Annotated in this window: 3 protein-coding genes; all 3 read right to left on the bottom strand. The window is 30.6% G+C overall.

The features are described 5' to 3' along the window. Positions 1-12 precede the first annotated feature (12 nt). Entirely contained in the window at positions 13-1665 is a 1653-nt protein-coding gene (gene recN, locus ACH2CG_RS12950) for a DNA repair protein RecN (protein ID WP_395065854.1), read from the bottom strand. A gap of 22 nt (positions 1666-1687) precedes the next feature. Continuing rightward, positions 1688-2575, bottom strand: coding sequence for a DUF4835 family protein (locus ACH2CG_RS12945; protein ID WP_395065852.1), 888 nt, complete (start codon positions 2573-2575; stop codon positions 1688-1690). Next, the coding region (gene coaBC, locus ACH2CG_RS12940) for a bifunctional phosphopantothenoylcysteine decarboxylase/phosphopantothenate--cysteine ligase CoaBC (RefSeq protein WP_395065850.1) at positions 2568-3625 on the bottom strand (1058 nt) is incomplete at its 5' end. The genes ACH2CG_RS12945 and coaBC, both read right to left, overlap by 8 nt.

Here is a 3625-nt window from a genome sequence, read left to right as displayed (position 1 = left end):
TAATTCATTTTTTTAGTTGAGCAATTCCTTGGCATGATTTAGGGCCGAATCTGAAATTGTAGAACCCGATAGCATTTGCGCAATTTCTATAACTCGTTCATCTGCTGTCAATAATTTTAACTCCGAGTGTGTTTGATTGTCTTTAATACTTTTAAATACTTTAAAATGTTCTTTTCCTTTTCCGGCTATTTGAGGCAAATGCGTTATTGATAAAACCTGCATATTATTACTCATTAGCTTCATGATTTCACCCATTTTATTAGCAATTTCTCCTGAAACACCAGTGTCAATTTCGTCAAATATAATAGTAGGAAGATTAGAATATTGCGACAAAACCGATTTTACTGCCAGCATAATTCTCGACATTTCACCACCAGAAGCCACTTTTTTCAACAATCCAAAATTAGAACCTTTATTGGCCGAAAACAAAAATTGAATTTCGTCTTTTCCGTTAGCATAAAACTCCTCTTTGGCAGTTAACTGAATATTAAACCTAGCATTTGCCATGCCCAATAATTCGAGAATTTGAGCTAATTTATTTGTTAAAACAGGAATTGCATCTACCCTTTTGTTACTAATTTTTGCTGCAAAATCATTCAGTAATTTTTCAATTTCAGAAATTGATTTTTGCATAGAAACAATTTCAGATTCTAAAGTTGTAACCGAGACTACTTTATTGTCTAAATCGTTTTGAATTGCTAACAATTCATCAACTGAATTTACTTGATGCTTTTTTTGTAGGGAATAAATTAACTGAAGTTTTTGATTGGTTAATTCTAACTCTTCTGGATTAGAAAAAATACCGTCAGAAACTTGGGTAAGCTCTTTTTCTATATCGTCAAATTCGATTAATACACTTGATATTCGTTCAAATAAAAGATTATATTCTGTTGAGAAACCTGCTATCTTTTGAAATGAAAGTTTTATTTCTTTTAAATTTTCTAAAACGCCAAACTGCTCTTCATTTGCAATAGCAAGAGATTTTACAATGTTTTCTTTTATAAATTCAACATTATTTAATTTCTCATACTGGGTTTCTAATGTTTCTTGCTCTCCAGATTTTAGATTGGCAGAAAGCAACTCTTCTAATAAAAAAGTATTGTATTCTTGTTCGTTTAAAATAGATTGTAAGGCTTCGGTTTTAGATTTTACTTCTGATTTTAATTTTTTGTATTCTTTTAACTTTATAGAATAGTGTAAAATTAAATCGAAATTGGAAGCAACCGAATCTATTATTTGAAATTGAACTCCATCGTCTGAAAGTTCCTGCGTTTGATGTTGCGAGTGAATGTCTATTAAGAAATTACTTAATTCTTGCAACTCAGTTAAATTGACAGGTGTATCATTTATAAAAGCACGAGATTTTCCTGAGGGTAAAATTTCTCTTCTTATGATAGTTTCGTCTTCATAATCTAAATCATTTTCGTCAAAAAAAGATTTTAAGTTATAATTTTCAATTTGAAAATGTGCTTCAATAATACACTTTTCTTCTTTATTTTTAAGCGAAGTCAAATCGGCTCTTTTACCAAGAACCAAACCTAAAGCACCCAGTAATATTGATTTTCCAGCTCCAGTTTCGCCGGTAATCACAGAAAAACCTTCGGTAAATTGAACCGATAATTTTTCAATTAAAGCAAAATTTTCAATGGATAAGGATGTAATCATTTTATAAAAGATTCAATGCAAGTTAAAACTTTACATTAGTCCATTTAGAAGCATTTATAGGAGAAATTTTAGATAACTTATCTACTAAACCATCAATAGGAACGCTTGGTCCACCAGAGAATATTGAAACAATTTCATCTGCTTTTGCATCAAAAAATATTCTAGTCAAATATGCATTTGGACGAACAGCATGAAGTTGTGATAACGTATTTATAGCGTTAGCAATTGTTTCTTTTGAGGTTTTTAGATCTTTACTCATATTGTCCATTCCTTCAAAATGATATTGAAACATTGCTTCTCGGTATGGTTTAAATGTGGTAGACATTAAATCGTTAATCAAGTAATATCGATTTTGAGTTTTTTCTGATTGCGACCAACCTTTTCCGCCAGACGCAGCTGCCAAACTTACTATTTCTTGAGCCGACTGAAAAAAAGGTGTTCCGCTATCTAATGCAAAACTTTCTGCATCGACTCCTAATATTATATAACTGTAAAATGCAATTGTAGAAACCAGATTAGAATCGTAACTGTTGGGATTGTAAAATAAATTTTGAAATTCAATATATTGAAAATTAAAATCCTTATCATTAATATTCAACACAGGACTAGAAAGACTAGAATTGTATATTGGTCTTGAAGATTGCACTTGAATACTTGCTTCAAAATTATTAGAATCGAAAGAATTTAAAGTGATAAAGATATTACAAGATATTTTTTCATTGTCTTTGTAAGTCTTTTCAGTCCATGCTGTTTTATTGACAAAATCGTTTAATGAAACCTCAAGATTTTTGAAAATCTGAGTATTTACATTTGTAATTTTATCATAATTAACGGTCACTTTACAATTTAGTTCTTGAGCATGTGAGAAAGCAAAAAAACAAACAAAAATTAAACTAAAAATTTTACGCATGATAATGAGTTATTACTTTATTTAAAATATCAATTGCCACATCTTCTTTCGATTTTAATTCCATTGGTTCAATGTTAAAATTTTTATCAATGAAAGTAATTTTATTAGTGGGTTTACCAAAACCTGCGCCTTGATCTTGAAGCGAATTTAAAACTATCAAATCTAAGTTTTTTTTCTGAATTTTCAACTTAGCATTTTCAATTTCATTTTCAGTTTCTAGAGCAAATCCAATTAAAAATTGATTTTGTTTAATTTCTCCAAGAGAAGCTAAAATATCTTTTGTTTTTTCTAATTCGATTGTAAAAGCGGCATCACTTTTTTTAATTTTTTGATCAGCAACTACTTTAGGTCTATAATCAGCAACTGCTGCGGCTGCAATAGCCACATCAACATCGTTAAAAAACTCATGACAAGCATCATACATTTGTTGAGCAGAAACAACTTGAACTAAATTGATAGCTTCATTTTTTATCTTGAAATGAGTTGGTCCAGTTACTAAAATAACTTCTGCACCAAGATTTGCAGCACTATTCGCAATGTCAAATCCCATTTTTCCAGAAGAATGATTTCCTATAAAACGCACAGGATCTATAGCTTCGTATGTTGGACCAGCAGTAATTAGTATTTTTTTTCCTTTTAGTGGTAATTTACTAGATAAATCTGCTTCTAGAAATGCAATAATATTTTCTGGTTCGGCCATTCTACCTTCGCCAGACAAACCGCTTGCGAGTTCACCAGATTCGGCAGGAATTATGGTATTTTCAAACTGTTGTAAGGTTCTAAAAGATGCAATAGTTGAAGGATGTTTGTACATGTCCAAATCCATTGCTGGAGCAAAATAAACAGGACATTTAGCCGATAAATAAGTTGCAATTAATAGATTATCACAATTACCATTTACCATTTTAGACAATGTATTGGCGGTTGCAGGTGCAATAACCATGATATCAGCCCAAAGACCTAACTCAACATGATTATTCCATTGCGCATTGTCATCATCTTCATTATAAAATGTAGAATGTACAGGATTTTTTGACAGTGTAGATAACG

Source organism: Flavobacterium sp. (assembly GCF_043778725.1).
In the GTDB taxonomy this organism is placed as follows: Bacteria; Bacteroidota; Bacteroidia; order Flavobacteriales; family Flavobacteriaceae; genus Flavobacterium.
Note: the sequence above shows the minus strand (reverse complement) of the source record. Positions and strands in the feature narration are given on the sequence as shown.

Coding starts and splice junctions, on each gene's coding strand:
- recN (WP_395065854.1), bottom strand. CDS start 1,665: ATGATTACATCCTTATCCATTGAAAATTTTGCTTTAATTGAAAAATTA.
- ACH2CG_RS12945 (WP_395065852.1), bottom strand. CDS start 2,575: ATGCGTAAAATTTTTAGTTTAATTTTTGTTTGTTTTTTTGCTTTCTCA.